A 26,423-nucleotide genomic window follows, 5' to 3' on the forward strand; every position below is an offset into this window, starting at 1 on the left:
GAGCATGCCCCTGCCTGCCCTGACCCTGCGCGAGAGCCGTCGCCACCATCTGCGGACCCTGGCCGCCTGCGCCATGGCGGGCGCCCTGGCCGGATGCGCGGGTCTGGGCACGCCCCGGCATTTCGAGATCAGCACCGCGCGGCTCGAGCGCAAGCTCCAGGAGCGGGTACCGCTGCGTCATTCGCTGCTGGGCGTGGTCAACCTGCAGGCCCGCGTCGACCGGCTGCGCACCTTGCCCGAACAGGACCGGCTGGCGGCCGAGATGCGTTTCGACGCCAGCGGCGCGTTGCTGCCCCAACCGTGGCACGGCACCTTCGACCTGCTGTTCGGCCTGCAGGTCGACCCCGAGGACTTCAGCGTCCGCATGCGCAACGTGGAGCTGGCCTCGTTGAAGCTGCCGATGGTGATGGGGCGCAGCGCGGAGCTGCTGCAGGGCGCGCTCAGCGCCATCGCGCATCAGTTCGCCAGCGACACCGTGCTCTACCGGATGGAGCCAGGCGACGTCGAGCGCCTGCGCTCGCTCGGCCTGCGCCCGGAACCGATCCGCGTCACCTCGCAAGGCCTGAGCATCGACTTCGCGCGGTCCGGCGGCACCTACCGCTAGGCGCCGTGCCAGGAGACCGCCGTGACCACCGACCCCGTATTCCGCACGCTGCTGTACCGATACTTCTTCTTCGGCTGGCTGTTCAAGGACGTGAACCGCGGGAGCGTGTTCGAGCGGGCCGCGGCCTGGCGGCACAACCAGGCGCAAGCCCAATGGTTGCCCACGTACATGCGCCGGTGGCTCTCGATCGGGCTGTTCCTGTGCCTGCTGGGATGGCTGATCGAGCTGGCATGGAACGCGCCAGGGCTGTCGGCCCTGTTCTACGTGCCGGGGGCGCTCAGCGTGCCCGTCAACGCGGTGATCGGCGCAATCTGGGTCGGCTTGAAAGCGCTGCCGGGGCCGCTGTGACGCGGCTGTCGGGCGCGTCTGCGCGGACCATCCGCTAACCGGCCCGGTGCGCGCGCACGAGCCCCATCTCGTGCGCACCCTGCACGCTGCCACTGTCGGGCACGATCTCGCCGGTGCCGCGGTCCACCACCTCGGCCAGCCGCGCCGCCAGTTGCTCGTCCGTGTCGGCGCCATCGCCCAGGTGGATGCCGCGCGTCAAGGTGATGTGCGCCGCCTCGAAGGCGCCCGCCCCGGCGCACAGGATGGTGCGGGTCGGCGCCGACTCGGCCGCCAGCACCAGCATGGCCGGCACCACCGCCCGCGGCGCGAAGGGCTCGCGCATGTCGGGCGGGAACAGGTTCTCGGTCATGCGCGTGGTCGCGGTCGGTGCGATGCAGTTGACGTGGATGCCGTGCCTGCGCCCTTCGAGCGCGAGGGTCTGCATGAAGCCCACCAGCGCCAGCTTGGCGGCCCCGTAGTTGCTCTGGCCGAAATTGCCGTACAGCCCGGTGGACGAGGTGGTCAGCACGATCCGGCCGTACCTGCGCTCCACCAGGTGGGGCCAGGCCGCCTTGCACAGGTGAACGGCGCCCATCAGGTGCACGTCGAGCACCTGCCGGAAATCGGCCAGGTCCATCTTGGCGAAGGTCTTGTCGCGCAGGATGCCGGCGTTGCTCACCAGGATGTCGAGCCGGCCCCAGGTGCCGATGGCCTGCTGCACCAGCTGTTCCACGGCCGCCGGATCGGTCACCGAGGCGGCATTGGCGACGGCCTCGCCGCCGGTGGCGCGGATCTCGTCGACCACCGCCTGCGCGGCCCCGACGCCGCCGCCCGTGCCGTCCACCGCGCCGCCGAGATCATTGACCACCACGCGTGCGCCGCGGGCGGCGAGCGCCAGCGCATGCTCGCGGCCGAGGCCTCCGCCGGCGCCGGTCACGATCGCGACACGTTGACTGAAATCGAGCGGCATGGCGATCTCCCTGCAGAGTGGTCGAGTGGACCCGCCGAGCTTACCTGCCCGACGGCCCAGCCCACACGCCGCGAGGAGCCCGGGCGGCATGGCGCACCGGCGCGGGCTCGTACCTCTGCCGCCCGGACTCCCAGGGATCAGACCGATGCCAGCGACGGCGCCACGGCGGTGCGCGTCAGCCCCAGCCGCTCGGGCGCGATGTACTGGCGGCGATAGGACTCGAAGCTCATCGAGTCGTTCTCCTCGATGCGTCGCTGCTCCTGGTGGGACTGCTCGCTCAACTGGGAATAACGCGCCTGTTGCTCCGCGCTGAACGGCAGCGACAGCAGCTTCGTGCGCGTGGCCTGCGAATGCCCGATGCCGAAGTCGATAAACGAGTTGCCGAAGTCACGCGACAGCGCCTCCAGCACCCGGGCGGACGGCAGCAGCGAGGGATCTTCCAGCAGCGCCAGTGCGCCGCGCAGCGCGTCCATGTGATCGGTGGTGCCGCCCGCCGCGTCGTCGAGCGCCTGCGCCACCGGCTCGCAAGCCTGCAGGATCTCGGCACCCCAGTCGGTCAGGCGCACCTGTTCGTCGCCGCGCTCGAGCAGCAGGCCGGGCTGCCGTCCATGCGCCGCGGTCAGGTGCTGGTTGCGCCCGATCTGTGCGATTTCGTGGGGAGTGTCCGGCGGGCTGTCGGACAGCAGGCAGTGCAGCAGGAAGACGTCGATCAGGCGCATGGTGGGCGCCTTGATGCCGACCGGCACGAAGGGGTCGAGGTCGAGCAGCCGGACCTCCACGTACTCGACGCCGCGCTCGCGCAGCGCGTGCAAGGGCCGCTCGCCCGGGAAGATCACGCGCTTGGGACGGATGACGCCGTAGAACTCGTTCTCGATCTGCAGCAGCGTGGTGGCGAGCTGGTTGTACTCGCCGCCGGGGTTCATCACGCCGACCGACTCGTAGGTAGGGAACGGCCGCGTCAGCGCATCGTGCAGCGAGGCGGCATAGCCGTCGAGTCCGTTGTAGCTCACGGCCAGGCTCGCCTGCGCGTCGCTCTGGTAGCCGAGGCGACCCATGCGCAGCGAGGTGCCGTGCGGCATGTACAGGGTGCCGTCGCCGAGCGTCTGCAAATCGTGCTGCCGGCCTTCCACGAAGGACGAGCACACCGCTGGCGAAGCGCCGAACAGGTACAGCAGCAGGAAGGCATGACGCCGGAAATTGCGGATCAGGCCGAAGTAGCCCGCGCTGTCCACGCCGGGCATGGACCAGTTGTAGTGGATGCCGGAAATCGTCTGCATGCGCCGGCCGTAGCGGTGCGCAAGCCCCATGCGATAGACGCTCTTGGCCCGGCCCACGTTGGACGATCCGTAGCGGCCGATCGGAATGTTCTCGTCCGCCGGCAGCCGGCACGGCATGCTGGACACCCACAGCAACTCGTCTCCGAGCGCGCGCAAGGTGAACTGGTGGATGCGCATCAGCTCCTCCAGGCAGGTCTCCGGGGTGGCATGCACGCCGGTGATCAGCTCGAGCTGCGATTCGCTGTAGTCGGTGGTGATGTGCGGATGCGTGAGCGCCGAGCCCAGCGCATGCGGATGCGGCGTGAGCGCCAGGCTGCCGTCGGCGGTGGCGCGCAGGCTCTCCTTCTCGACACCGCGACGGATGCCTTTGATGCGTTCAGTGTCGAGCGTGGCCAGGGCCTCTGCGTGGATTCTCATGGTTGTCAGGGGTGAAGGCCGAGGCGGCGAGAGCTGTGGAAGTTATCACCATCACGGTTTTCCTGCTGCGGGCGGCCCAAGGCCATCGCAACGTTATTCCGGGGCCGCCAGGGTGTCCAGCAGCCAGCGCTGCAGGTCGGCGATTTCCTGGGGCGATACCGCATGGCCGATCGGGTACTCGTGCCACCGCACCGGGTACTCGAGCGCCTGCAGCAGGTCACGGCTGGCGAGCGCGCGCTCGAACGACACGATCTCATCGTGGCGGCCATGGGCCAGGAAGATGGGCACCCCGGCATTGGCCGCGCTGCGCTCGGCTGCGGTGGTGGCGGCCAGCGGCAGGTAGCCCGACAGGCCCACGATGCCGGCCAGTCGCCGTGGATAGCGCAGCCCCGCGAGCAGCGACATGGCACAGCCTTGGGAGAACCCGGCCAGCACGATGCGCTCAGCTGGCACGCCCCTTTCTTCCTCGCGCGCAAGGAGCGCCTGCACCACCGCCGCGGAGCCACGCAGGCCGGCTTCGTCCTCGCGGCCGGCGCCGTCGCGGCCGGTGATGTCGTACCAGGCGCGCATGCGAAAGCCGTTGTTGACCGTCACCGGGATCACCGGTGCGTGCGGCAACACGAAGCGCACGGGCATGGCCAGGCTCAGCGAGCGCACCACGGGCTCGAAGTCATGGCCGTCCGCGCCCAGCCCGTGCAACACGATCATGCTGGCCACGGGTGACGGCCCGGTCTCGATCTCGACGGCGTCCAATTGGCTCATGTTCTGATCCTCTTCATCGGGGTGGCATTGTCCTACAGGGCGCGCGTGCGCCTGCTGGACACACTGCGGGGCAACCGAGCAAACAGGAGCAAGTGAATGCAAGTGCAAGTCAACCCCGGCGATGGCATCGAAGGCAAGGAAACCCTTGAACTCTGGGCCAGCGAATACCTCAACGAACAACTCGCGCGCTTTCGCCAGGACATCACCGGCGTCGAGGTGCAGCTCAAGGACGAGAACAGCGGCAAGAGCGGTCCGGCGGACAAGCGTTGCCTGCTGGAGGCGCGCGTCACCGGGCACGATCCGCTGGTCGCCGAGCACCGCGCGGAAAACCAGGACATGGCCATCCGTGGCGCGGCGCAGAAGCTGATCAAGGTCCTGGACAGCAAGCTGGGCAAACTCGACCGGCGCGAGCACCGCGACCGCGAGACCATCCGCAAGACCGGCAGCGAGCTCGCCGAGTAGTCACGCCTCAGCCCTCCCGCACGACACCCCGCCGCGCCGGCAGGCACGGCGGGGTGTCGTCCCTTGTGCCGCGCCCCGGGTGGATGACGGCCGGCGGCTGGCCCGACGCTGCTGACGCCAGGTAGGCGACGGGCGTTTGCAGGCGCCCGAACCGGACCTACGCGACGACAGGAGCGCGACTCTCGCGCGCCCACCGCCCGGCTGCCCACACTGGAACTGCGCCGGGCCAGCCTCGCGCGACCGGACAGGGATCGGAACTTTCGCAACCCTCGGAAGCGAAACGGCAGGACCATTGTCCAGCGAGGCTGGGCCGGCACTCACCCTTGTGTGGGATTGCCGCCGGAGAGCCCCTATGAACACCTTTCCCCTGCACCGCTTGCTGCTTCCCGTCGCCCTGGCGCTCACCGCCGGCACGATGACGGCCACCGCTTCGGAGCCGATCATGCAGCGCATCTCCGAACCCGCGCTGCCGCGCGCCGTGATCGACGAGCTGCTGCCCGCAGCCGAAGCCACCGAGGTGCGCAAGGTCATCATCGCGCAGATCGAGGCCATGGCGCAGAGCGACGCCGAGCGCATGTTCGACACCACCACGCCGCGTGTGCGGGAGGCCGTCGGCAGCTCGGGCCGCTTCCTCGCCATGATGATGGGCGCCTATCCGATGGTCTACCAGCCTTCGCAGGTGAACTTCCATCCGCCGCGTCGCAAGTCCGACGGTGCCTTCCAGCTCGTGGAGATCAAGGACCGCGACGACAACTCCTGGCTGGCGGTCTTCATCCTGGAGCAGCAGCCCGACCGCAGCTGGCGCATCAGCGGTTGCGCGGTGACGCAGAACCCCTGGATGCCGGCCTGAGCCGGTTTGCGGAAGCCAAAGAAAAAGCCGGCTCGCGCCGGCTTTTTCAATCCTCCCTGGAGTGCGCTCAGTTGCGGTCCATCCGCATCCGATCACCCGCGGCGCCCATGCCGCCAGCCGCGCCCATGCGGCGCTCGGCATCGGTCTGGGTGGTCGTGGTCGTCGAGCGGGTGGTGGTATCACGAGTGGTGCTGCCCGTGGTGCCCATCGTCGAGCTGGAGCCAGCGTTCGCACCGGCCGTATCGGAGCGCAAGGTGCTGGGAGCACCGACGCCGGAGCCGGCGGTCGGGCCGGCGCTCGTGCCTGCGCCGCCCGGCGTGGTGGCCCGCGTCGTGCCGGGGGTGTAGGGCGCGCCCGAGCCGGCCGAGCCGCTGGCGCCCATCGTGGACCCTGCGCTGGAACCGCTGGAACCTGCGTTCGCACCAGGCATGTCGGAGCGCAAGGTGCTGGGTGCGCCGACGCCGGAGCCGGCGGTCGGTCCGGCGTTGGTGCCCGTTCCGCCCGGGGTGGTGGCACTGGTCGTACCCGGGGTATAGGGGGCGCTGCCCGAGCCGGCGGCGCCGCTGGCGCCCATCGTGGACCCTGCGCTGGAACCGCTGGAACCCGCGTTCGCACCAGGCATGTCGGAGCGCAAGGTGCTGGGTGCGCCGACGCCGGAGCCGGCGGTCGGGCCGGCGCTCGTGCCGGTACCGCCCGGGGTGGTGGCGCTGATCGTGCCAGGGGTGTAGGGGGCGCTGCCCGAGCCGGTGCTCTGAGCCATGGCCACGCCCATGACGGCGACGCCGGCCGCCGTGAGCATGCCCTTCAGAAGAGACGAAATTCGCATGTGAAAGCTCCTTACCTGAGAAGAGTGAGTCGGAGCCGGCTCGGTGGCCGACTGGGTCCTAGACTAGTGGGCGCAGCAAACGGCCCCGTCAGCGCTTCTCAGGTTTGGGTGTCGGACGGTAGCCGCCTCGACTCGAGCTTTGTCACATCTGATTCACAGGTCGAGCGCCGCCCACTGCGAAATGCCTGCTTCGGGCAGCACATAGACGACGCTGCGCCGCGACAGCAACGGCTGCACCTGGTCCAGGTAGAACGCCACGGGCACCACCACGCAGCCCAGCGTGTCCCGGTTGTCGCGCGGGCTGGGGCTGGCCAGGCGGGCCAGGCGCTGGTCGAGCCGTGCACCCGGGCGCAGGCGATGGATCGCGAAGGCCGCTTCGTAGTCGAGCCAGAGCACGTGCTCGCCCTTGTCGTTGCGCCCCGGCCGGATCTCGAACCGCCCGGCCGGGGTGGTGCGCTCATGCAGCCCCACCCGCCCCTCCTGCGTGCGCTGCCCCACGCCCTCGACGGTGTGGTCGCCCACGGTCTGCCCCAGCAGCACGTCGCTGGAGGCGACCAGTTGGTGCCGGGCGTCGAACAGGTGGATGCGCGCGGATTTCTTGTCGACGATGGCGTAGGGCCTGCCGGCGGCGTCGCCGCTGCGAACGACCCACGTGGCGAGTTCGCGCGCATCGCCGGAGACGCGCTGCTCCTGTGCCTGCACATGCGCGCCCGCGAGCACCCACGAAAGCGCCGCTGCGAGCGCCCACCCCCTCATCCCCATTCGCCGCCCCTGCGTCCTGGCACGCGTGGCCGCGCCACGCGGGTGCGGGAGCCAGGCCCCTCGCCCGGCTCGACCGCCCGCGCATGCTAATGGCAGAGGTTACGAATGCAGACCCGCCCAACCGTGGACGGGAAAGTGACAGCCGGTTACCGCGACTTTTTGGTGAACAGGGCCAGCACGTCGGCGTTGGGCACGTCGTACGAGCCGAACACCTCGGTCGGCGTGCGGGTCTCCGGCAGGACGTAGATCACGGCGCCGCCGCCGCGCACGGTGGGGCTCAGCACCTTCTCGTAGAACGCGCGAGGCAGGTTGATGCAACCGTAGGAGATGCGGTTGTCGGCCGGCGTGGGTGAGGCCAGACGCTCGAGGCGGCGCTCGGCCTTGACCAGGGGCCGCACCCGGTGCATGGATACCGCGGCGTCGAAATCGACCCAGACCACGTCTTCGCCCTTGGTGTTGCGTCCGGGCTCGGCGATGAAGCGGCCGGCGGGCGTGGTGCGTTCTTCGGGCAGCACCTCGGCGATGGGCTTGTCGCCTACGCCCGGCACGGTGTGGTCGCCCACCATGGAGCCGAGCAAAACGGGCGACGACCCGAGCAGCTCGCCCTCGGGGTCGAACACGAACACACGGGCGTCCTTCTTGTCGACCACCACCACCGACAAGCCTTCGTTGTCACCCGAGTACAGCGCCCAGTTGGCGACGTGCCGTGCCTCGGCCGACGCCCGCTGGTCGCCGAAATGCGCCACCCGCACCACGCGGGGTGCCTGCCGCTCGACGCGCACCTCGCCTGTCGACTGGAGCGACGCGGGCGAAGCAGGCTTGCCGGCCGCCGCGGGCTTCGCCTGCGGGACGACCGGGGCCGCGGCCGTGAGGCCGGAGCTGGAGCTGGAGGTGGCGCTGGGTGATGGCGACGCGATGGCCGTCGGCTGCTGGCCGGACGGCAGCACGAGCAGCGCGGCCCCCACCGCGAGCAGGCCGATCAACAGCCCGTCGCGCAGCCTGCGCAGCCCGCCAAGGCGCTTGCGGGGGGCGCTTTCGTCGCCAGGGCTCATGCCGATTCCGTGCCTGGAGGCCGCACGGGAAGCGTGTTCTTCATGGTGAGGTCCTTGATGGGTGGCAAGCCGGTCCGCGACCGGTCGCCCTGAAGGCTAGGCCGATGCGATGAGCCGGCAAGTGCGGCGATGGCGGGACGAGGTGTAGGAAGCGCACTCAGCCGGACGCAGCCCTCGTCGAGTGGGAGGGCTCGGGCACCTCGGTCTTGAGCACGCCGCGGATGTTCAGCCCCGCCAGCGCCAGCTGCAGCGTGATCAAAGCCCAGGCGCCACCGTCATGCAGGCCCCAGACGATCCACAGCGCATTGCTCACGAGAAACACCCAGAAGCCGACGTTGCGGCGCGTCTTGCGAGTCGATGCGACCAGCCACGCGGCCGTGACGGTGAACACCATCGCGGGCCATTGCACCCAGTCGATCCAGTCGGCGGAAAAGTCCATGATGGCCGCACCTTAGAAGGGGCTCCGTGCGCCCCCTGTAGGACTGCGGCTCAGGCGCGGACCAGCCGCCACAGCGAGGTGACCTCCCGGCTGCGGGCCATCGCCAGCGGGTCGGCGGCATCCGCCGCCTTCGGATGGCGGGGCCGGATGTCCAGCCGCTCGCGCACCTGCAGGCCGCCCTGCGCGATCAGCGCCAGCAGCTGCTCCCGGCTTCGCAGCCCCAGGTGCTCGGCCAGGTCGGACAGGATCAGCCAGGCCTCGCCGCCCGGTCGCAGCCGCGCCGCCACCCCCGCGAGGAACCCGGCCAGCATGCGGCTGTCGGGGTCGTAGACGGCGTGCTCCAGCGCCGACGAAGGCCGCGCCGGCAGCCAGGGCGGGTTGCACACGACCAGCGGCGCGGCGCCTTCGGGAAACAGGTCGGCCTGCCGCACCTCCACCCGGTCCTGCAGTTGCAGGCGCTGGAGGTTCTCGCGCGCGCAGGCCAGCGCCCGTGGATGGTTGTCGGTTGCAACCACATGCGCCACGCCGCGCCGCGCCAGCAGCGCGGCGATCACGCCGGTGCCCGTGCCCACGTCCCACGCCAGGCTGCGGTCGGCTGGCAGGGGCGCACGCGCGACCAGGTCGAGGTACTCGCCACGCACCGGCGAGAACACGCCGTAGTGCGGATGGATGCGGTTGTCGGGCGGCGGCCCCAGCGCAGGCACCTCCACCCCCTTCTTGCGCCACTCGTGCGCGCCCACCAGCCCCATCAGCTCGCGCAGCGCCACCAGTTGCGGCTGCCCGTCGGGCGCACCCCAGGCCTCGATGCAGGCCGCGCGCAAATCGGGCGCGCGCCGCAGCGCGATCGAGTAGTCGCCCTGCAACTCGACCAGCACCATGGAGAGCAGGCGCGCCCGCCGCGCCTGCGCCTGCCGGTGGCGGTGGAACAGCGCCTGTGGCTCGGACTCCGGCGGCGGGGCCGCAGCCTTGCGCGGCTTGCGGTCGATGCGCCGGGCCAGCGCCTGCAGCAGCTGGCGCGCATTCTGGTAGTCGCCGCGCCAGAGCAGGGCCGTGCCTTCGCAGGCCAGGCGGTAGGCAACGTCAGCCGCCAGGGTGTCGTCGGCGAGTGAAATGCGCGCCGGCACGGGCCAGCCGGACTCGGAGCGCCAGCGCGCCTGGCGTTCGGCGCCGTCCTCGGTCCAGGCGACCCGCAGGTCGCTCACGCCGCCGCCCGCTGGGGCACCAGGCGGCGGGCGAGCAGGACCAGCCCCAGGATGATCGCCCCGGAAACCAGTCCCACCAGGGCATCGGCCAACAGGCCCAGCAGCATTTCAGCGGCGCCGCCCAGGGGATGCAGCAGCCCCTCCACCCAGTGGGCCAGCGGTGCGACCCCGTGCAGCAGGATGGAGCCGCCCACCAGGAACATCGCCGCCGTGCCGACCACCGACAGCGTCTTCATCAGCCACGGCGCGGCACGAAGGATGCCGCGCCCCAGGGCCTGCGCGCCAGCGCTCGCGCGGCGGCTCAGGTGCAGCCCCAGGTCGTCCAGCTTCACGATGCCCGCGACCAGCCCGTAGACACCCACCGTCATCAGCAGCGAAATGCCCACCAGGACCGCCACCCGCTGGGCGAAGCTGGCCTGCGCCAGCGTGCCCAGGGAGATCACGATGATCTCGGCCGAGAGGATGAAATCGGTGCGCACCGCGCCTCGGATCTTGTCCTTCTCGAAGGCGAGCACGTCCACCCGCGGGTCGGTCACCGCCTGCACCAGTTCCTGGCGGTGCACCTCGTCTTCGTGCCGGCTGTGGCTCAGGCGGTGGGCCAGCTTCTCGAAGCCCTCGTAGCACAGGAATGCGCCACCCAGCATCAGCAGCGGAACGATCGCCCAGGGCGCAAGGGCGCTGATCGCCAGCGCCGCCGGCACCAGGATCACCTTGTTCAGCAGCGACCCCTTGGCCACCGCCCACACCACCGGCAACTCGCGCTCGGCCCGCACCCCCGTCACCTGCTGCGCATTCAACGCGAGGTCATCCCCCAACACCCCGGCCGTCTTGCGAGCCGCCACCTTGGTCATCGTGGCGACATCGTCGAGCAAGGTGGCGATGTCGTCGAACAGGGCAAAGAAGCTGGAGGCCATGGGTCGTGCTCGAGTGAAGGTTGGCGCGGATTATCCGAATGAAAAAGACAAGCGCGACAAGACTCGCCCTCCACCCCCCGCGCACCGGTAGGCCCCCCCAGGCCACCGCGCAGCGGTAGGCCCCTCCAAGGCAACCGCGGAACCGGCTTCGCCGGGCCGCCGGTTGCGCCCCCTGGGGGGAGGCGGCCGATAGGCCGCTTCGGGGGGGTCAAGTGTTCCCGGTCGGGTACGGCCCCCGCAGCCGGCGCCCGTCGGGGCCGAGCGGCTCGTGCGTTCGGTCGGCCTGCGGGTTGGGCTCGTGCTGGATCGCGTTCGAGCCTTCGGAATCGCTGCCGACCTCGGGCTCGGGCGGCGGGCGGGGCGGGATCACGTCGGGCGCGGATGCGGGTTTCTTGTCGGTCATGGGGACCTCCATGCGGGACCAGGAACTCGACTCTATGCAGCGCGGCCCAGCCGCCTTGTAGGAGAGCGCGCAGGCGCGGCGCGCGCAAACCCGGGCATGATCGCGGACGCCGTGAAACTCCGCATCCTCCTGTCCCTTGCCTGCGCCGCCACGGTGGCGCAGGCCGCCCCCGCCTTCGAGAACACCATGGCCCAGCGCACCCTGGCCTGCACCGCCTGCCACGGCGACCAGGGCCGCGCCGGCCCCGACGGCTACTACCCGCGCATCGCCGGCAAGCCCGCGGGCTACCTGTACAACCAGCTGCTGCACTTTCGCGACGGCCGGCGCCACTACGGGTTGATGACCCGGCTGCTCGACCCGCTCTCCGATGCCTACCTGATGGAGATCGCGCAGCATTTCGCCAGCCTCGACGTGCCCTACCCGCCCCCGGCTGCGCCCCGGGTGCCACCCGCCACGCTCGAGCATGGCCGGGCGCTGGCGCTGCAAGGCGATCCGTCGCGGCAGCTGCCGTCCTGTGCCGGATGCCACGGCGCCGCGCTCACCGGCGTGCAGCCCAACACCCCTGGCCTGCTGGGCCTGCCGCGCGCCTACCTGCTGGCCCAGCTGGGTGCCTGGCGCAGCAGCCAGCGCCGCGCCCACGCGCCCGACTGCATGGCCGACATCGCCAGGCGCCTGCAGCCGGCCGACCTGGAGGCGGTCGCCGGCTGGCTCGCGGCCCAGCCCGTCCCGGCCGACGCCAAGCCCGTGGCGCGGCTGCCCGAACCGCCCCCCATGGCCTGCGGCAGCGCCGTGCTGCCCGCCGGGAGGCCGGCGCCATGACGCGGCGCCTGTCGCTCGTGGCCCTCGCCCTGCTCTTGCTGCTGGCCGCCGCGTTTGCCTGGCTGTCCTGGCGCAGCCAGCACGAGCCGGCGACGGCGGCCGCGCCCTCCACCCTGCAGGGCGCCGCCCTGGTGGAGCGCGGCGCCTACCTCGCCCGCGCCGGCAACTGCATGGCCTGCCACACCGAGCGCGGCGGCGCGCCGTACGCCGGCGGCCGGGCCATCGACACGCCCTTCGGCACGCTCCATGGCAGCAACCTCACGCCCGCCGCAACGGGGCTGGGCGCGTGGACGGCCGACGACTTCTGGCGCGCGCTGCACCACGGCCGCTCGCGCGACGGGCGCCTGCTGTACCCGGCTTTCCCGTACCCCAACTACACGCGCGTCACCCGTGCCGACGCCGACGCCTTGTTCGCCTATCTGCGCAGCCTGCCGGCGGTGGAGCGCGCGAACACACCGCACGACCTGAGCTGGCCGGTGAGCACCCAGGCGGCACTGGCGGTGTGGCGGGCGCTCTACTTCCGCCCCGGCGTGTACGCCGACGAAGCAGGCCGCAGCGCCGAGTGGAACCGCGGCGCCTACCTGGTGCAGGGCCTGGGCCACTGCTCGGCCTGCCACAGCACCCGCAACGCCCTGGGCGCGACGGAACTGATGGACCTTTCGGGCGGGATGATCCCCATGCAGGGCTGGTACGCCCCCTCGCTGGCCTCGCGCGCGGAAGCGGGCCTGGCCGGCTGGGAGATCGACCGCATCGTGCAGCTCCTGGGCACCGGCTCGGCACCGGGCGCGAGCACGCTGGGGCCCATGGCCGAGGTGGTGCTGCACAGCACACAGCATCTGTCGGCGCCCGACCTGCGCGCCATGGCCGTGTTCCTGCGCGAGGTGCCGGAAACCGATGCCTCGCCCGACAGTGCCCCGCCCGCTGGCGCCGCCTTGCGCGAACGCGGCGCGCGCCTGTACGCCGAGCACTGCGCCGCCTGCCACGGCGAGCAGGGCCAGGGCATCGCCGGCGCCTACCCGCCGCTGGCAGGCAACCGCGCCGTGACCATGCCGGTGACCGCCAACCTGGTGCAGGTGGTCATGTACGGCGGCTTCCCGCCGGCCACGCAGGGTCATCCCCGGCCTTTCGGCATGCCGCCGTTCGCGCTGGAACTGAGCGACGCCGAGGTCGCGGCCGTGCTCAGCTTCATCCGAGGCGCCTGGGGCAACTCGGCCGGCGCGGTGAGCGAGCTCGATGTCGCGCAGCAGCGCGGCACCACCCGCTGATCGACAATTGCGGCATGCCCGCCCGCGCCGTCGAACTCCCTGCCGACGTCCCCGGCCGCCTCTGGCTGGCGTCCATGCCGGGGCGCTTCGAGCCCTGGCCCGAATTCCTGGCCGAGGCCCACCGCCTGGGCATCGGCCGCGTGGTCAGCCTCACCCCGCGCGCCGAACTGGCCGAACTCTCCCCCGCGTATCACGCGGCCGTCCTGGCCGGCAAGCTGCCCTTCGCCTGGTCGCACCTGCCCATGCGCAACTTCGGCCTGCCCGAAGACATCGTCGGCTTCCGCCAGGAGGTGCGCGCGCTCGCCACCGCGCTGCGCCAGGGCGACACCGTGCTGCTGCACTGCGCCGCCGGCATGGGCCGCACCGGCAGCGCCGCGGCCTGCGTGCTCAAGGCGCTGGGCCTGGACACGCCGCAGGCGCTGCGCAAGGTGCGCGAGGCGGGATCGAACCCGCAGAACGCGGAACAGTCGGGCCTGGTGGAGTGGTTCTAGGCTCACGCGGAGACGAACACTCTTCACGGTGCGCGGAAGCCTCGGCGGACCACACCCGCCGAAGGTAGTCTTCTCCGGCCGCGGCCGCGGTGATGAGAAGCTCGGGGCGGACGGGGGGATGCTCCGGGCGATTGGAATGCGCGCCCTTCAGCCTGGATGCACCGGAGCCAACGTATCGCCCGCCAGCCCCTGGCACCGCGCCGCGTCCAGCGGCTGCCCCGCCTCGGCGAAACCCCGTGCCGCCAGCGCGAAACCGAGTCGGGCCTCGCCCACCTCCCCCGCCGCCAGCGCCACGTGCGCCCGCGCCTCGCGCAGCGCGGCATACCAGGCCGGCAGCTTCATCACCACATTGGCCAGGTACTCCGACAACCGCAGGTGGCCGGCCGCCAAGTCAGGCTGCCGAGCCCTGGCAGCGGCGATGGTGGCCGGGATGGCGAAGGTGATGCGGCAGCCCGGGCAGGTCTCCAGCGGACCGCGCACCGCCGCTTCGGCTTCTTCCAGCACGTTCAGCGCGGCGTCGGGCCCGCCGGCCAGCGCAATGCGCGTGCCGTAGATCCGGTCCAGCAGGTGGAAGCCCACGTCCGACGCGCGGGCGACGTCCAGCGCCTCGTCCAGCAGGGCGCGCGCAACGTCGCGGCGGCCCCGCAGCAGGGCCAGCTCGGCCCGGCGCTGCAGCGACAGCGCCTCGCCGGTGGCGCCGCCGATGTCGCGGTGCAGCCGCCCACCGGCGACCAGGTCCTGCTCGGCCGCGTCGAGCTGGCCGCTGAGCAGCCGCGCCTCGCCCCGCAGGGTGACGGCGAAGGCGTGGCCCCGCGCCGCCCCGAGCCGCTGGGCCTCGGCGGCGAGCCGGTCGGCGAAGGTGATCACGTCGGCATACGGCCGCGACCCGTACAGGAAACGCTGGGTGATGCACAGGTGGCCGTCGAAGACGCGCACCGCCAGTTCGGGCAGATGGCTGGTCTCGCGCAGGTCGGCCCAGACGCTGCCATGCAGGTCGCCCCGGGCGTGGGCCGCCGCGGCCTGGGCCCACGACGCGATGACCAGCGTGCCCTGGTCACCGGTTTCCAGCGCGAGGCGGCGTACTTCGGCCGCGCGGCGGGATCCCTCGGCCGGGTCGCCGAAGCCGAGCGCGGCCGCGCCGCTGTAGGCCAGGGCTTCGGCCAGTCGCCCCGCCACGGTGGTCGGATGGACGCCCTGCAGGTACCGCAAGGCCCCCGGCGGATCGCTCATCTTCACCTGGGCGAGCGCGCGCTTGGCCCGCAGCTCGTCGGCCAGCGGCTGGGGCGAGACCGCGGCTGCGGCGTCGTAGGCGGCCAGGGTGCCGGGCCGAGCCAGCGCATCCATGGCTTCGGCGCGCAGCACCAGGGCCTCGGGCTGGGCGGGGCGATGCGCCAGCACCGGCTCGACGTGCCGCAGCACATCCTCGAAGGCGCCCAGGCGGCACCCGTCACGCGCCGCCGCCAGCGCGAACGGCAGGGCCCGGTCGGTCTCGTCGGCCGCGAACCAGTGCCGGGCCACCAGGCCCGGCGCGGCACCGCCCCGGGACAGGCGCGTGGCCAGTTCGCCACGCAGGGCGCGCTGGCGGTGCGGCGCCAGCCCGTCGACCAAGGCCTGCCGCAGCAGGTCGTGGGCGAAGGCGTAGCGGCCTGCGTCGACCCGAAGAACCCCGCGGCCCAGCGCAGCGTCGAGCCGCCGTGCCCCATCGGCTCCGTCGTCCGCAGCCAGCGCCAGGGCGGTGGCGACGTCGAAGTCCTGCCCGACCAGCGCCAGCCGGCGCAACGCGTCCATGGCCTCGGGCTCGACATCGGCCAGGCGCTCGGCAATCGCGGTGGAGATGTCGCGCGGCCAGGGCGGTGCGCCATGGCTGGCCCGGGCCAGCTCCACCAGCGCGAACGGCAGTCCCCGGGCCGCCCGCACCACCGCGTCCGTCGATGCGGCCGGCAGGCTGCGAGCGGCGGCACGCTGGACCAGCAGCGCGGACTCGTCCGCCGACAGGGGCGGCAAGTCGAGCGCCTGCAGGACGCCGGAGCGCAGCAGGCGGTCCGTCTGCCGCTGCAGGCCTTGCGGCAAGGCCGGGCGGCCGGCGAGCAGCACGAACAGGGGCGGGCCACTGCTGGCCAGCTGGGCCAGCAGTTCGGCACTGGCCTCGTCGGCCGCATGCGCGTCGTCCACCATCAGCAGCACCGGCTGGCCGCCCGAGGTGGCGAGCAGCAGCCGGCGGACCGCGCCGACCACCTGGTGCCGCCCGATGGGCAGCGCCAGCGGTGTGGCCGCTCCAGCGGCCGGCGTGAGCGCCGCGAGGATGGCACGGGCATGGGGGCCGATCGCATCCAGCACGTCCCGGCCGCCCTCCTGCACAAGAGGTTCGACCAGTTCGCAGGTGAGCCCGTGCGGCCGCGTATCGTCGTCCGCCTGCAGCAGGCGGACGCGCCAGCCGGCGGCGCGCGCTTCGTGCAGCAGCTTGCGGCAGAAGGCGGTCTTGCCCATGCCGGCCGGCGCGCGCAACAGCAAGCCGCCGGGGGCGCCCTGCCCCGCGCCACTCAACAGGGCCAGCACCCGCGCCAGTTCGACGCCGCGCCCGACGAATGCGGGGACATCGCCCTCCAGCCCGTCCACGCAGCGCCGGTAGAGCGCCTCGACGCGCGGACCGGGGGCGACGCCCAGGCTGGCCTGCAAGTGGTCGCGCAGGTGTGCCCACCAGCGCAGCGCCGCCGTGCGGCGCCCGGCCGCCAGCTCGGCTTCCATCAGCGCGAGGTGCGCCGCCTCGTCCGCCGGTTCTTCCTGCACCAGCCGCTCCAGCTGCCCGGCCTGCCGCAGCAGGCGCAGGTACTTGTCGCGCAACCGCTGGCGCGGCTGCTCGGCCCAGGGTTCGTAGCGGGCGTCGGGCAGCAGCTCGCCCCGGTACAGCTCGAGCGCGTCGCGGCAGGCCTGCGGATCGCCACGCGACAAGGCGTGGTCGGCCGCCCGCTCGAAGTGTTCGGCGTCGCAGTCGACGCCGCGTCCCGGCAGCAGGAACACCCGGCCACCGCGCAGGACGAGCGCATCGGGCGTTCCGACGTAGCGACGCGCGTGGTGCGCGGCCTTGCGCAGGTTGGCGCTGCCGGCCCCGGGGGAAAGATGGGGCCACAGCGCCTCGACCACCTCGTCGTGCAGGAGGCTGCGTTGGGGCTGCAGGCTCAGCAGTTCGAGCAGCTGGGTCGCGCGCCGGCCCAGCGCCGTGTCACCTCGGGCCGGCTCGAGCGCGAAGCCGCCGAGCAGGCGGATGGAGACGTCGACCGGTGCGGGCTGGCTCGATCCCGAAGCGATTGCCATGTAGGGCCTCCCTGTCCGCGACGGGCGCGGGAACGTTTCGGGAACACGCGGTGTGGAGCATGCCCCTCAGCAGGTGCGCTGGCGCCTGCGTCCACTTCGCAGACTTCGACAGGAGTATTGACCATGACACCCGTGGAAACCAAGTCTCTGTATCAACGGCTCGGCGGCTTCGATGGCATCACCCGGATCGTTCACGACGTGATGGATGCCCATTTGTCGAACCCGCTGGTGGCGCCACGCTTCCAGGCTTCCGAGGACCTGGACCATGCCAAGCAGATGGCGGTCGAGTTCTTCTGCGCCGGCTGCGGCGGGCCCGAGGCCTACACGGGCCGCGACCTGCTGGTTGCGCACAAGGGCATGAACATCAGCGAGCAGGAGTACATGGCCGCGATGGACGACATCCTGGGCGCGCTGCGGAAGAACGACATCGACGATGCCACGCGCGGCGAAGTGACGGCCATCCTGTACTCGCTCAAGGGACAGATCATCCGCGTCTGAGGCGCGGCGTCACGAGCCGATGCGTTCGATCGACTGGTGGGCCAGCTCGGCCAGGCGGGCGCGGTCCACCCGCTGCGGCGCGATCTCGGCCAGGGGCAGCAGCACGAAGGCCCGATCGACCATGCGTGGATGCGGCAGCGTGAGCGCGGGGCTGTCGATGCGGCCGTCGCCGTACAGCAGCAGGTCGAGGTCGAGCGTTCGCGGCGCATGGTGGTACGGGCGCTCGCGCCCGGCGAGCCGCTCGAGGCGTTGCAGCTCGGCCAGCAACACGGGGGCCGGCAGGCGGGTGGAGAGGGCCGCCACGGCGTTGACGAATGGCGGCCCCTGGGCATCGATCGGCGCGCTGCGGTACAGCGCGGAGGCGGCGACCCGATGCGTCTCGGGCAGGTCCTGGTCCAGCGCGGCCAGCGCATGGCGGACCGCGGCCTGCGCATCGCCGAGGTTGGCGCCCAAGGCCACGTAGGCGAGGACCGGCTCGCGGACCACCTCGGCAAGCCCCTGTCAGCCGGGCTCGGCCCCGGGTTCCATCGGCCGGGCATCTCCAGCGTCGGATGCCGGCTTGCGCCGACGCCGGCGCCGCTTGCGCGCGGGAGCTTCGCCGCCGTCTTCGGCGACGGACGGCTCGGGCGCCTCGTGCGCCTCGTGCGCCGGAGCACGCGCCGCCCGGGGAGCGGGGGCGGCATCGCCTTCGAGCAGGCCGGCCGCATCGACCGGCGGCCGCGCGGCGCGCACGCGTCGCTTGCCGCGCTGCTGCTCCTGCCGCTGCTCGGCCACCATGTCCTCGCGCTGGGCGTCGCTGGCGGTGCTGAACTCCTGCCACCAGTCAGCCAGCACGACGTCGATTTCGCCGACGTCGGCTCGCAACCGCATGAAGTCGAACGCGGCGCGAAAGCGCGGCTGCTCGACCAGGCTGAAGGGCGTGCTGCCGGTGCGCTTCTCGAAGCGCGGCTGCATCATCCAGATCTCGCGCATGTCGGCGGCCAGCTTGCCGCGGCCGGACACGTCGCCGATGCGGGCGCTGAACACCTCGTCGATGGCGTCCTGCAGGGCCGGGAACGGATGCTGTCGCTCGGCCAGGCGGCGGTTCCAGTTATCGCGCACGTCGGCCCACAGCACGCAGGCCAGCAGGAAGCTGGGTGCCACCGGCTTGCCCTCGCCCACGCGCCGGTCGGTGTCCTCCAGCGCGGCGCGGACGAAGGGCTGGCCGGCGCGCTCGACCACCAGCGACAGCAGCGGGTAGATGCCCTGCGCCAATCCCAGCGCGTTGAGCTGTGCCACGGTGTCCAGCGCATGGCCGGTCTGCAGCAGCTTGAGCATCTCGTCGAACAGCCGGCTCTGCGGCACCTCGCCGAGCATCGGCAGGCATCCCGACAAGGGCGCGCCGGTCTTGGGCTCGAGCTTGAAGCCCAGCGGATGCAGCTTGGCCATGAAACGCACGGCGCGGATGATGCGCACCGGGTCTTCGCGGTAGCGGGCGGTGGGGTCGCCGATCATGCGCAGCAGCTTCTTGCGCGCGTCCTTCAGGCCCCCGTGGTAGTCGACCACGATCTGCGTCTCGGGGTCGTAGTACATCGCGTTGACGGTGAAGTCGCGGCGGGTGGCGTCCTCGTCCTGCGGGCCCCAGACGTTGTCTCGCAGCACGCGGCCGCTGGCGTCGACCGCGTGGTGCATGCCGGCCAGTTCGCTGCGCGAGGTGCGCTCGTTGCCGGCCACCGCCTCGGCGCTGGCGTTGTCCATGTAGGCGCGGAACGTGGAGACCTCGATCACCTCGTGCTCGCGGCCACGGCCGTAGACCACGTGGACGATGCGGAAGCGCCGGCCGATGATGAAGGCGCGCCGGAACAGCGACTTGACCTGTTCCGGCGTGGCGCTGGTGGCGACGTCGAAGTCCTTGGGTCGCAGGCCCAGCAGCAGGTCGCGGACCGCGCCACCCACGATGTACGCCTCGTGCCCGGCCTCCTTGAGGGTGCGCACCACGTTCAGGGCCCGCTCGTCGACCAGGGTGACGTCGATGCCGTGTTCGTCACGGGCGATTTCGCGGCGACTGCCGAAGCTGGGCTTGCGGCCATTGCCGGCCGCACCCAGCAGCCGGCCGATGAATTGCTTGATCATTTTTTCTGGTTGAACAGGTCGAGTATGCGCCAGCCCCGCTCCTGGGCCACCTGGCGCAGCCGCGGATCGGGGTTGGTGGCCACGGGATGCGTGACCTTCTCCAGCAGCGGCAGGTCGTTCATGGAGTCGGAATAGAAAGTGGTCACGATGCGGTCCCACGCGAGCCCGTTCGCGCCGAGCCACTCCTCGAAACGGTGCACCTTGCCCTCGCGCATGGAGGGCACGCCGTCGATATCGCCGGTGATCCAGCCATCGGCGCCACGCGCCAGCCGCACGGCGATCAGCTCCTGCACGCCCAGCGCGTCGGCGATGGGGCGGGTGACGAACTCGTTGGTGGCCGTGATGATGAGGATGCGGTCACCGGCCTCGCGGTGCCGCTCGACCAGCTCGCGCGCCGCCGGCAGGATGGCCGGCCGCACCACCTCCTGCATGAAGCGCCGGTGCGCCTGGGCCGCGGCTTCGGGCCCGCGCAGGCGCACGGCCTCGGTGGCGAAGCGCACGTACTCGTGCACGTCCAGCGTGCCGGCCTGGTACTGCGCGAAGAACGCGTCGTTGCGGGCACCGAACTCGGCCGGGTCGCACCACCCGATCGCCTGGGTGAAGGCCCCCCAGGCATGGTCGGAGTCGATGGGCAGCAGGGTGTGGTCGAGGTCGAAGAGCGCGATGTTCGTCATGTGGTGGCAGCGGTGAATTCGGCCAGCGGCAATTGAGGATGGGCGCGGCGAAGTGCAGCCATGCCCTCGACCGCGCGCTTGCGCCAGCCAGGGCCACGCCCGGTGGCGTCGTTCCATGCACTGTGCAGGTCGTCGGGCCGCGTGGACAACAGGTGTTCGAACAGCGCCGCTGCCTGCTGGACATCCTTGTTGGCTTTGGTGCGAAGGGTGCCACTGCGCTCGCCGGCCACCAGCAGCTTGTGGACCGCGTAACGCTCGGGGGCCGGAATGCTCACCACCACCGCACCTCCGTTGCGGTCGATCAGCACAGCCTGAGCCACCTGTTCGAGCGAGAACTCCATGAAGCGCAGCGGCTGCAGCCCCACGTTCAGGTTGGGCAGCATCACGGGCGCGTCGGCACCGCGATGGTTGGACGTGAGGAAATCGATCTGGAATTCGGGGTCGCCACTGAGCTTGTACGAGGCACCGGCCCCGCCGCTGAGCTGCACCATGGGAATGAACCCCTGTTCGAAGCTGGTGAGGGCCTCGTGCACGTCGATGCGCACATCGGCTGGTAGCGCCACCGAGATGTTCTTGCCGGCGTGCGCAAAATCCACGTCCGTGGTGGAGTTGCCATCTCGCCACCGAACGCCCAGCAGGTTGCCCATCGCCAGGAACGCGTGGGTGCCGACGAGCACGCCGCCGGCCCTGAAGAAACCATAGTCACCCAGCTTCCGAACAGCCCGCAGGTGCTTGGGGAGCGCCGCCGCGCAGCCCAGGGCCACTGCGGAGCGTGCCAAGGGAGCCAACGATTCGTCCGGCCGGACCTGGGCGTTGCGGGCGCGCTCCACTGCGCCGCGCACCGCCTCGGTATCGGGTCCTACATACAGCTGGCGAACGCGACCGTCCAGGTCGCGGAAAGCGAAGTACCAGTAGCGGGCGCCCTGCACGGTCTTCGTCGAAAAGCTGCCGTGCAGGTGCTCGATGCTGCGGTCGAGCTCCAGCGACAGCGCCACGTCCGTCAACTGGGCATAGGCCGTCTGGGCAGACAGGGGCAATTCGGTGTGCAGGAGCATCGGGCGGCCGCAACTATACAACAAACAATTTTTTGTTGTATAGCTCAAACCTCTCGGGTCAACCCTCTTCGAGCATGGCCCGGATCAGGGGGATCGTGATCGCCCGCTGGGTGCGCAACGCATAGGCGTCCAGGTGGTCGAGCAATTGCATCAGGCTGCCGAGGTCGCGCGAGAAACGCTTGAGCATGTAATCCATGACCTCGTCGCCCAGGAACACGCCGCGCTCGTCGGCCGCCTGGCGCAGCACGGAGCGGCGCTCGTGTTCGGTGAGGGCCTGCAGCTGGAAGACATGGCCCCAGCCCAGGCGGGTGCGAAGGTCCTCGCGCAGGCGCAGGTCGGCCGGTGGCAGCTCGCCGGCGGCCAGCACGCCACGCTGCAGCGACTGCGCGTTGATGAACCAGTTGAAGGCGGCGTGCTGCTGGGTGGCCGTGTACAGGTGCACGTCGTCCATCAGCACCGCGGCCCAGCGCTCGTCGAAGGCAGGCGGGTCGGTGCGCGTCGGGTCCAGCCAGCCGCAGAAGGCGCCCTGCTCGCGCAGGGCCTCGGCCACCGCCTTGAGCAGGTGGGACTTGCCGCTGGCGGACTCGCCCCAGAGGTAGGTGGGCACCGGTGAGCGGGTCGGGCTGCCGGTCCAGAGCAAGAGATGGGCGAGCGCCGCCTGGTTGGGGCCGGGACAAAAACTCGCCAGGGTGGGAGGTCGGGCCAGCCCGATGTCCAGGGCGATCTGTTTCATGCAAGGGCCAGGCGCCACGCGAGGAGCGCCCGGATCGGGGTGGGGACGGTCAGTAAAATCCCGCAAATTCTATCGGCCCGTTTCGGCGCTCCACGCGCAGCGCACACCCCCATGACCCAACCCCCCCTGTCGTACAAGGATGCCGGCGTCGACATCGACGCTGGTGACGCCCTCGTCGAGCGCATCAAGCCCCTGGCCAAGAAGACCCTGCGCGAAGGCGTCATGGCCGGCATCGGCGGCTTCGGCGCTTTGTTCGAGGTGCCCAAGCGCTACCGCGAACCGGTGCTGGTCAGCGGCACCGACGGCGTGGGCACCAAGCTCAAGCTGGCCTTCGAATGGAACATGCACGACACCGTGGGCATCGACCTGGTGGCCATGAGCGTGAACGACGTCCTGGTGCAGGGCGCCGAGCCGCTGTTCTTCCTCGATTACTTCGCCTGCGGAAAGCTCGATGTCGACACGGCGGCGGCGGTCGTCGGCGGCATCGCCCGTGGCTGCGAGCTGTCCCACTGCGCGCTGATCGGCGGCGAGACCGCCGAGATGCCCGGCATGTACCCCGATGGCGAATACGACCTGGCGGGCTTCTGCGTCGGCGCGGTCGAGAAGTCGAAGATCCTCACCGGCCGCGACGTGAAGCCGGGCGACGTGGTGCTGGGGCTGGCTTCGTCGGGCGTGCACTCCAACGGCTTCTCCCTCGTGCGCAAGTGCATCGAACGAGCCGCCGGCCAGCTGCCGCAGACGCTTGATGGCCAGCCTTTCCGCGACGCCGTCATGGCGCCCACCCGCCTGTACGTGCGCAGCGTGCTGGCGGCGCTGCAGCAGCATCCCATCAAGGCGCTGGCCCACATCACGGGCGGCGGGTTGCTGGAGAACATTCCGCGCGTGCTGCCCGATGGAATGGCGGCGCACCTGCGCGCCGGCAGCTGGCCGCAGTCCGAGCTGTTCGCCTGGCTGCAGCGCACCGCGGCCATCTCCGACCACGAGATGAACCGCACCTTCAACAACGGCATCGGGATGGTGGTGGTGGTGGACGCGGCGCGAGCCCCTGCGACGGCGCAGACGCTGCGCGCGCAGGGTGAAACCGTTCACGAGATCGGCCGGATCGCCGTGCGCGGCGCCGGCGCCGCCGTGGAAGTTCAGTAGCGCGCCCGGCGCAGGCTCGCCACGCGCTCGGTGATGGCGTCGATGTCGAGCGCGTCGCGTGCGTGGGCCAGGTAGGTCTCGAGGTCGCGCACGGCCTGCGCCGCGTGGCCCTGTTCGGCGTGCGCCAGGCCGCGGTCGCGCCACTCGCCCCAGGCCTCGGGCATGAGGATCACCAGCCGGTCCTGCACCGCGATCAGCCGCAGCCAGTCTTCCTGGGCGCGGTGGATCTCCTTCAGGTTGCGCAGCATGCGGGCGATGATGTCCCGCGGCATCGCCGACTGCAGGTACAGCCCCAGCGGCACCTCGAATTCACCCGTGAGGCCGCTGCGCCGCTTGTAGGGCTCGAGCCGCTCGGACAGCTCCTCGCGCGAGAGCGACTGGCCGGTGAAGGGGTCGATGACCACCTGGCCCTTGGGCAGGTTGACCTTGACCATGAAATGCCCCGGAAAGCACACGCCGCGCGCATGCAGCCCCAGGCCCTGCGCCAGCTCCAGCCAGAGCACGGCCAACGAGATCTGGATGCCGCGGCGGGTGCGCAGCACCACATTGAGGTGGCTGTTGTCGGGGTCGCAGTAGTCGTTGACGTTGCCGCCGAAGCTCAGGTCGCGGAAGAAGAACTGGTTGAGGCTGCGCAGCCGGTGCAGCGCCGGCGCGTCGGCGGGGATGCGGCGCTTCAGGCGCCCGAGCAGCAGGTCGACTTCATCGAGCACCTCCTGCACATCGAGCTCGGGGTATTCGTCCTGCGCGATGCTGGCCGCCGCCTCCAGCAGCGGGAACTGGTCGTCGCTATGCACCAGCGAGCTGAAGTACTCGAGGGGAGTCGGGACCGTGAGGTTCAGCTGCATCAAAGCGTTGTAAATCGCCGTCCCCGCTGCCGTCAAGCCAGGGGCACCGGGCACTTTCACCGAGTTACAAACTGCCGAAGGCGCACGCCACTGGCGGCGAGCGCCGCGAAGTAGATGGCCCCCGCGCCGGCGAGCAGGCCGGCCAGCAGGCTCACCCGCAGCAGCGCCTGCTGGCGCAGCTGGATCCAGGCGAAGCTGCCCGAGGCCCACATCAGGAACACCGCCAGCAGGGCGGTGGCGGCCAGCACCTGCAGCAGGAAGCGGCCCCAACCCGGGCTGGGTTGCCAGCTGCCGCGGCGGCGCAGGCCGAACGCCAGCCACCCCGCGTTGAGCATCGCGCCCATGCCGATCGACAGCGCCAGCCCGGCGTGTCCGAACAAGGGCACGAAACCGATATTCATCAGCTGCGTGGCGATCAGCACCACCACCGCGATGCGCACCGGCGTGCGCATGTCCTGGGTGGCGTAATAGCCTGGCGCCAGCACCTTGATCGCCACCAGTCCCAGCAGCCCGGCGCCGTAACCGGTCAAGGCGAGCGACACCATCCGCACGTCTTCCGCGGTGAAGGCGCCGTAGTGGAACAGCGTGGTGACCAGCGGCACGCCGAACACCAGCAGCGCCACCGAGCTGGGCACCGCCAACAGCACGACCAGCCGCAGGCCCCAGTCGAGCATGGCCGAATAACGCTGGTGGTCCTCGGCCGCGCGGGCCGCGGCGAGCTGGGGCATCAGCACCACGCCGAGGGCGACCCCCAGCAGTGCGGTCGGGAACTCCATCAGCCGGTCGGCGTAGCTCAGCCAGGTGACGCTGCCACGCGGGAGCCAGGAAGCGATCTGGGTGTTGATCAGCAAGGAGATCTGGGCCACGCCGACACCCAGCAGCGCCGGCAGCATCAGCCCGCCGACGTGCCGCGTGCCCGGATGGGCCCAGGCCGTTCGCAATCGGCTCCAGCTCAGGCCGATGCGCGGCACCCGGTGCAGCCGCCGCAGCACCGGCACCTGCACCGCCAGCTGCAGCACGCCGCCCAGCATCACGCCGCCGGCCATGGCGTAGATCGGCTCGATGCCTCGCGCCTGCAGCCAGGGCGCCCCGAACCAGGCAGCGGCGATCATCGCGAGATTGAGCAGCACCGGCGTGGCCGCGGGCGCGGCGAAGCGCCGCCAGGTGTTGAGGATGCCCGCCGACAAGGCCACCAGGGACATGAAGCCGATGTAGGGGAACATCACCCGCGTCATCAGCACGGCCGCGTCCATGACCTCGGGCTCTTTCAGGAAGCCGCTGGCCGTGGCGAGCACCAGCAGCGGCGCCGCGGCCACCCCGACGACGCAGGCGGCCACCAGCACCCAGAACAGCACCGTGGCCACCTGGTCGATCAGCTCCTGGGTGGCCAGCTCGCCATCACGCTCCTTGGAATGCGACAGGGCGGGCACGAAAGCCTGGCTGAACGCGCCTTCGGCGAACAGCCGGCGAAACAGGTTGGGAATGCGGAACGCGACGTTGAACGCGTCGGTCATCGCGCTCGCCCCGAAGATGGTGGCCATGGCCAGGTCGCGCACCAGGCCGGTGATGCGGGATGCCAGCGTCAGCAGGGAGACGGTGGAGGCGGCTTTGAACAGGGACACCGGCTGAGTTTAGCGGCGGGCCAACCCGGCGCCGGCTGCGGTCATGTGCGTGGAATACAATCGCGGGCTTTGCTGGCAACATCCTCAGACACAAAGGAACACATCCATGGCATCCGCCAAGCCCAAGAAAAAGAACCCGCGCCTCGCGTCGGGCCGTAAACGCGTCCGCCAGGACACCAAGCTCAACGCCGCCAACACCTCGCTGCGTTCACGCTACCGCACCGCGGTCAAGAACGTCGAGAAGGCCGTCGCCGCCGGCGACAAGACCCGCGCCACCGAACTCTTCGCCAAGGCCCAGTCGGTCATCGACACCATCGCCGACAAGCAGATCTTCCACAAGAACAAGGCAGCTCGCGACAAGAGCCGCCTGTCCGCCAAGGTCAAGGCCCTGAGCCTGGCCCAGCAGACGCAACAAGCCGCCGCCTGAGGCCCACGCCTCCAGGCCCCGCCCGGGCCCTCGCCTCGCGAGAGCCTGCCGTTTGAAACGGGTGCGCTGACAGCAAGAAACGCAATAACCGCCTTCGGGCGGTTTTTGCGTTTCAGGGGTCAGGTCTAGGCGAACAGCCAACGCCCGCCTGCGTTCGCGC

At 71.1% G+C, this 26,423-nt stretch carries 28 protein-coding genes; 10 read left to right on the forward strand and 18 right to left on the reverse strand.

Annotation, left to right across the window (positions count from 1 at the left end):
- The first annotated feature begins 4 nt into the window (after positions 1–4).
- Both JI739_RS05940 and JI739_RS05945 read left to right on the forward strand, forming a co-directional pair.
- Positions 5–604 carry a YceB family lipoprotein gene (locus JI739_RS05940; protein WP_201682881.1) on the forward strand — a complete coding sequence of 200 codons (600 nt, stop codon included), beginning with the start codon at positions 5–7 and terminating at the stop codon, positions 602–604.
- Between the two features lie 21 nt (positions 605–625).
- Entirely contained in the window at positions 626–952 is a 327-nt protein-coding gene (locus tag JI739_RS05945) for a hypothetical protein (RefSeq protein WP_201682882.1), read from the forward strand.
- 34 nt (positions 953–986) lie between these two features.
- Here JI739_RS05945 and JI739_RS05950 read toward each other — a convergent pair whose 3' ends face one another.
- From JI739_RS05950 to JI739_RS05960, 3 genes are all read right to left on the reverse strand, one after another.
- Positions 987–1,901, reverse strand: coding sequence for an SDR family NAD(P)-dependent oxidoreductase (locus JI739_RS05950; RefSeq protein WP_201682883.1), 915 nt, complete (start codon positions 1,899–1,901; stop codon positions 987–989).
- Between the two features lie 137 nt (positions 1,902–2,038).
- On the reverse strand, positions 2,039–3,595 hold the full coding sequence (gshA, locus tag JI739_RS05955; RefSeq protein ID WP_201682884.1) for a glutamate--cysteine ligase: 1,557 nt from the start codon (positions 3,593–3,595) through the stop codon (positions 2,039–2,041).
- Between the two features lie 93 nt (positions 3,596–3,688).
- Positions 3,689–4,357: an alpha/beta hydrolase gene (locus tag JI739_RS05960; protein ID WP_201682885.1), complete on the reverse strand. Its 669-nt coding sequence runs from the start codon at positions 4,355–4,357 to the stop codon at positions 3,689–3,691.
- A 96-nt stretch (positions 4,358–4,453) separates the two neighbouring features.
- Here JI739_RS05960 and JI739_RS05965 point away from each other — a divergent pair, with 96 nt between their 5' ends.
- Positions 4,454–4,819 (forward strand): HPF/RaiA family ribosome-associated protein, encoded by a 366-nt coding sequence (locus JI739_RS05965; protein WP_201682886.1) that lies wholly within the window; start codon positions 4,454–4,456, stop codon positions 4,817–4,819.
- 352 nt (positions 4,820–5,171) lie between these two features.
- Complete coding sequence (locus JI739_RS05970) at positions 5,172–5,669, forward strand: DUF4864 domain-containing protein (protein ID WP_201682887.1); 498 nt, start codon at positions 5,172–5,174, stop codon at positions 5,667–5,669.
- Positions 5,670–5,736: 67 nt separating this feature from the next.
- Here the strand turns inward: JI739_RS05970 and JI739_RS24780 are convergent, their stop codons facing one another.
- From JI739_RS24780 to JI739_RS06005, 7 genes are all read right to left on the reverse strand, one after another.
- Positions 5,737–6,495: a hypothetical protein gene (locus tag JI739_RS24780; protein ID WP_201682888.1), complete on the reverse strand. Its 759-nt coding sequence runs from the start codon at positions 6,493–6,495 to the stop codon at positions 5,737–5,739.
- Positions 6,496–6,648: 153 nt separating this feature from the next.
- A complete protein-coding gene (locus JI739_RS05980; RefSeq protein WP_236589075.1) occupies positions 6,649–7,251 on the reverse strand; it encodes a L,D-transpeptidase in 603 nt (200 codons plus the stop codon).
- A gap of 152 nt (positions 7,252–7,403) precedes the next feature.
- Complete coding sequence (locus JI739_RS05985) at positions 7,404–8,309, reverse strand: hypothetical protein (protein WP_236589077.1); 906 nt, start codon at positions 8,307–8,309, stop codon at positions 7,404–7,406.
- Between the two features lie 157 nt (positions 8,310–8,466).
- A complete protein-coding gene (locus JI739_RS05990) occupies positions 8,467–8,748 on the reverse strand; it encodes a hypothetical protein (RefSeq protein WP_201682890.1) in 282 nt (93 codons plus the stop codon).
- 50 nt (positions 8,749–8,798) lie between these two features.
- The gene (locus JI739_RS05995) at positions 8,799–9,950 is read right to left on the reverse strand and encodes a methyltransferase (RefSeq protein ID WP_354003682.1); all 1,152 of its coding nucleotides are present in this window, start codon (positions 9,948–9,950) and stop codon (positions 8,799–8,801) included.
- Positions 9,947–10,864, reverse strand: a complete 918-nt coding sequence (locus JI739_RS06000) for a DUF808 domain-containing protein (RefSeq protein ID WP_201682891.1) — start codon at positions 10,862–10,864, stop codon at positions 9,947–9,949. Before JI739_RS06000 ends, JI739_RS05995 begins: the two co-directional genes overlap by 4 nt.
- A 208-nt stretch (positions 10,865–11,072) precedes the next feature.
- Positions 11,073–11,267 carry a hypothetical protein gene (locus JI739_RS06005; protein WP_201682892.1) on the reverse strand — a complete coding sequence of 65 codons (195 nt, stop codon included), beginning with the start codon at positions 11,265–11,267 and terminating at the stop codon, positions 11,073–11,075.
- Positions 11,268–11,363: 96 nt separating this feature from the next.
- On the opposite strand from JI739_RS06005, the gene JI739_RS06010 reads away from it, so the two are divergent.
- From JI739_RS06010 to JI739_RS06020, 3 genes are read left to right on the forward strand one after another with little or no spacing between them, the layout of a single operon-like run.
- The gene (locus JI739_RS06010; RefSeq protein WP_201682893.1) at positions 11,364–12,086 is read left to right on the forward strand and encodes a c-type cytochrome; all 723 of its coding nucleotides are present in this window, start codon (positions 11,364–11,366) and stop codon (positions 12,084–12,086) included.
- Positions 12,083–13,351, forward strand: a complete 1,269-nt coding sequence (locus JI739_RS06015; RefSeq protein ID WP_201682894.1) for a cytochrome c — start codon at positions 12,083–12,085, stop codon at positions 13,349–13,351. Before JI739_RS06010 ends, JI739_RS06015 begins: the two co-directional genes overlap by 4 nt.
- Positions 13,352–13,365: 14 nt before the next feature.
- Entirely contained in the window at positions 13,366–13,842 is a 477-nt protein-coding gene (locus JI739_RS06020) for a protein-tyrosine phosphatase family protein (protein ID WP_201682895.1), read from the forward strand.
- A gap of 147 nt (positions 13,843–13,989) precedes the next feature.
- On the opposite strand, the gene JI739_RS06025 is transcribed toward JI739_RS06020, so the two are convergent.
- On the reverse strand, positions 13,990–17,154 hold the full coding sequence (locus tag JI739_RS06025) for an ATP-binding protein (protein ID WP_201682896.1): 3,165 nt from the start codon (positions 17,152–17,154) through the stop codon (positions 13,990–13,992).
- Positions 17,155–17,277: 123 nt separating this feature from the next.
- Between JI739_RS06025 and JI739_RS06030 the strand changes: the two genes are divergently transcribed.
- Positions 17,278–17,652, forward strand: coding sequence for a group I truncated hemoglobin (locus tag JI739_RS06030; protein ID WP_201682897.1), 375 nt, complete (start codon positions 17,278–17,280; stop codon positions 17,650–17,652).
- Between the two features lie 9 nt (positions 17,653–17,661).
- Here JI739_RS06030 and folK read toward each other — a convergent pair whose 3' ends face one another.
- The 5 genes from folK to hda are packed head-to-tail and all read right to left on the reverse strand — an operon-like array spanning position 17,662 to position 22,226.
- Positions 17,662–18,138 (reverse strand): 2-amino-4-hydroxy-6-hydroxymethyldihydropteridine diphosphokinase, encoded by a 477-nt coding sequence (gene folK / locus JI739_RS06035; protein ID WP_201682898.1) that lies wholly within the window; start codon positions 18,136–18,138, stop codon positions 17,662–17,664.
- A gap of 15 nt (positions 18,139–18,153) precedes the next feature.
- Positions 18,154–19,764, reverse strand: coding sequence for a polynucleotide adenylyltransferase PcnB (gene pcnB, locus JI739_RS06040; RefSeq protein WP_201682899.1), 1,611 nt, complete (start codon positions 19,762–19,764; stop codon positions 18,154–18,156).
- Positions 19,761–20,438 (reverse strand): histidinol-phosphatase, encoded by a 678-nt coding sequence (locus JI739_RS06045; protein ID WP_201682900.1) that lies wholly within the window; start codon positions 20,436–20,438, stop codon positions 19,761–19,763. Before JI739_RS06045 ends, pcnB begins: the two co-directional genes overlap by 4 nt.
- The gene (locus JI739_RS06050; RefSeq protein ID WP_201682901.1) at positions 20,435–21,493 is read right to left on the reverse strand and encodes a GSU2403 family nucleotidyltransferase fold protein; all 1,059 of its coding nucleotides are present in this window, start codon (positions 21,491–21,493) and stop codon (positions 20,435–20,437) included. Before JI739_RS06050 ends, JI739_RS06045 begins: the two co-directional genes overlap by 4 nt.
- Positions 21,494–21,551: 58 nt before the next feature.
- Complete coding sequence (gene hda / locus JI739_RS06055; RefSeq protein WP_201682902.1) at positions 21,552–22,226, reverse strand: DnaA regulatory inactivator Hda; 675 nt, start codon at positions 22,224–22,226, stop codon at positions 21,552–21,554.
- Between the two features lie 111 nt (positions 22,227–22,337).
- Here hda and purM point away from each other — a divergent pair, with 111 nt between their 5' ends.
- Entirely contained in the window at positions 22,338–23,369 is a 1,032-nt protein-coding gene (gene purM, locus JI739_RS06060; protein WP_201682903.1) for a phosphoribosylformylglycinamidine cyclo-ligase, read from the forward strand.
- On the opposite strand, the gene JI739_RS06065 is transcribed toward purM, so the two are convergent.
- Positions 23,363–24,214: a SirB1 family protein gene (locus JI739_RS06065; protein ID WP_201682904.1), complete on the reverse strand. Its 852-nt coding sequence runs from the start codon at positions 24,212–24,214 to the stop codon at positions 23,363–23,365. The genes purM and JI739_RS06065 overlap by 7 nt on opposite strands.
- 56 nt (positions 24,215–24,270) lie before the next feature.
- Positions 24,271–25,836 (reverse strand): murein biosynthesis integral membrane protein MurJ, encoded by a 1,566-nt coding sequence (gene murJ / locus JI739_RS06070; protein WP_201682905.1) that lies wholly within the window; start codon positions 25,834–25,836, stop codon positions 24,271–24,273.
- Between the two features lie 106 nt (positions 25,837–25,942).
- Between murJ and rpsT the strand changes: the two genes are divergently transcribed.
- Positions 25,943–26,263, forward strand: coding sequence for a 30S ribosomal protein S20 (rpsT, locus tag JI739_RS06075; protein WP_201682906.1), 321 nt, complete (start codon positions 25,943–25,945; stop codon positions 26,261–26,263).
- Positions 26,264–26,423 lie beyond the last annotated feature (160 nt).

The organism is Ramlibacter aurantiacus (assembly GCF_016722895.1).
GTDB classification, from domain to species: Bacteria; Pseudomonadota; Gammaproteobacteria; order Burkholderiales; family Burkholderiaceae_C; genus Ramlibacter; species Ramlibacter aurantiacus.

Excerpts from the sequence above, each read along its gene's own strand:
- JI739_RS05940 (WP_201682881.1), top strand. The coding sequence starts at position 5 with ATGCCCCTGCCTGCCCTGACCCTGCGCGAGAGCCGTCGCCACCATCTG.
- JI739_RS05950 (WP_201682883.1), bottom strand. The coding sequence starts at position 1,901 with ATGCCGCTCGATTTCAGTCAACGTGTCGCGATCGTGACCGGCGCCGGC.
- gshA (WP_201682884.1), bottom strand. The coding sequence starts at position 3,595 with ATGAGAATCCACGCAGAGGCCCTGGCCACGCTCGACACTGAACGCATC.
- JI739_RS05960 (WP_201682885.1), bottom strand. The coding sequence starts at position 4,357 with ATGAGCCAATTGGACGCCGTCGAGATCGAGACCGGGCCGTCACCCGTG.
- JI739_RS05965 (WP_201682886.1), top strand. The coding sequence starts at position 4,454 with ATGCAAGTGCAAGTCAACCCCGGCGATGGCATCGAAGGCAAGGAAACC.
- JI739_RS05970 (WP_201682887.1), top strand. The coding sequence starts at position 5,172 with ATGAACACCTTTCCCCTGCACCGCTTGCTGCTTCCCGTCGCCCTGGCG.
- JI739_RS24780 (WP_201682888.1), bottom strand. The coding sequence starts at position 6,495 with ATGCGAATTTCGTCTCTTCTGAAGGGCATGCTCACGGCGGCCGGCGTC.
- JI739_RS05980 (WP_236589075.1), bottom strand. The coding sequence starts at position 7,251 with ATGAGGGGGTGGGCGCTCGCAGCGGCGCTTTCGTGGGTGCTCGCGGGC.
- JI739_RS05985 (WP_236589077.1), bottom strand. The coding sequence starts at position 8,309 with ATGAGCCCTGGCGACGAAAGCGCCCCCCGCAAGCGCCTTGGCGGGCTG.
- JI739_RS05990 (WP_201682890.1), bottom strand. The coding sequence starts at position 8,748 with ATGGACTTTTCCGCCGACTGGATCGACTGGGTGCAATGGCCCGCGATG.
- JI739_RS06000 (WP_201682891.1), bottom strand. The coding sequence starts at position 10,864 with ATGGCCTCCAGCTTCTTTGCCCTGTTCGACGACATCGCCACCTTGCTC.
- JI739_RS06005 (WP_201682892.1), bottom strand. The coding sequence starts at position 11,267 with ATGACCGACAAGAAACCCGCATCCGCGCCCGACGTGATCCCGCCCCGC.
- JI739_RS06010 (WP_201682893.1), top strand. The coding sequence starts at position 11,364 with ATGATCGCGGACGCCGTGAAACTCCGCATCCTCCTGTCCCTTGCCTGC.
- JI739_RS06015 (WP_201682894.1), top strand. The coding sequence starts at position 12,083 with ATGACGCGGCGCCTGTCGCTCGTGGCCCTCGCCCTGCTCTTGCTGCTG.
- JI739_RS06020 (WP_201682895.1), top strand. The coding sequence starts at position 13,366 with ATGCCCGCCCGCGCCGTCGAACTCCCTGCCGACGTCCCCGGCCGCCTC.
- JI739_RS06025 (WP_201682896.1), bottom strand. The coding sequence starts at position 17,154 with ATGGCAATCGCTTCGGGATCGAGCCAGCCCGCACCGGTCGACGTCTCC.
- JI739_RS06030 (WP_201682897.1), top strand. The coding sequence starts at position 17,278 with ATGACACCCGTGGAAACCAAGTCTCTGTATCAACGGCTCGGCGGCTTC.
- pcnB (WP_201682899.1), bottom strand. The coding sequence starts at position 19,764 with ATGATCAAGCAATTCATCGGCCGGCTGCTGGGTGCGGCCGGCAATGGC.
- JI739_RS06045 (WP_201682900.1), bottom strand. The coding sequence starts at position 20,438 with ATGACGAACATCGCGCTCTTCGACCTCGACCACACCCTGCTGCCCATC.
- JI739_RS06050 (WP_201682901.1), bottom strand. The coding sequence starts at position 21,493 with ATGCTCCTGCACACCGAATTGCCCCTGTCTGCCCAGACGGCCTATGCC.
- hda (WP_201682902.1), bottom strand. The coding sequence starts at position 22,226 with ATGAAACAGATCGCCCTGGACATCGGGCTGGCCCGACCTCCCACCCTG.
- purM (WP_201682903.1), top strand. The coding sequence starts at position 22,338 with ATGACCCAACCCCCCCTGTCGTACAAGGATGCCGGCGTCGACATCGAC.
- JI739_RS06065 (WP_201682904.1), bottom strand. The coding sequence starts at position 24,214 with ATGCAGCTGAACCTCACGGTCCCGACTCCCCTCGAGTACTTCAGCTCG.
- rpsT (WP_201682906.1), top strand. The coding sequence starts at position 25,943 with ATGGCATCCGCCAAGCCCAAGAAAAAGAACCCGCGCCTCGCGTCGGGC.